Origin of the sequence: Oscillibacter ruminantium GH1 (genome assembly GCF_000307265.1) — a bacterium.
In the GTDB taxonomy this organism is placed as follows: Bacteria; Bacillota; Clostridia; order Oscillospirales; family Oscillospiraceae; genus Oscillibacter; species Oscillibacter ruminantium.
The window spans coordinates 1-249 of sequence record NZ_BAGW01000050.1 but is presented as its reverse complement, the minus strand read 5'-3'; the positions used below and the strand labels follow the sequence as shown (position 1 = coordinate 249).

1 pseudogene is annotated in these 249 nt (G+C 52.6%); it reads left to right on the top strand.

What is annotated here, in order from left to right:
- Positions 1-22: 22 nt before the first annotated feature.
- A pseudogene (locus ON16_RS00070) lies at positions 23-249 on the top strand (hypothetical protein); the annotation flags it as partial.

Here is a 249-nt window from a genome sequence, read left to right as displayed (position 1 = left end):
AGGCCGGGGAAGGGACGGAAGAATGAACGTATTTGAGCGGCGAGAAATCAGAGAGCGGCTACGGGCGGCCTTCCCGAAATTCTTTGTGAACAGCCTGTTTGAAATCATCATATACCCCGCCAGAAACAGCTATTTCGCTTTGGAGGGCATTGAGACAGAAGAAGAGCTCAATGCGAAGGTGCTTGAATGGCTGTCACGGGAGGCAAGCAAGAGCGTATCGCGGGTATCGCAAAAGTACCACCTGAACGG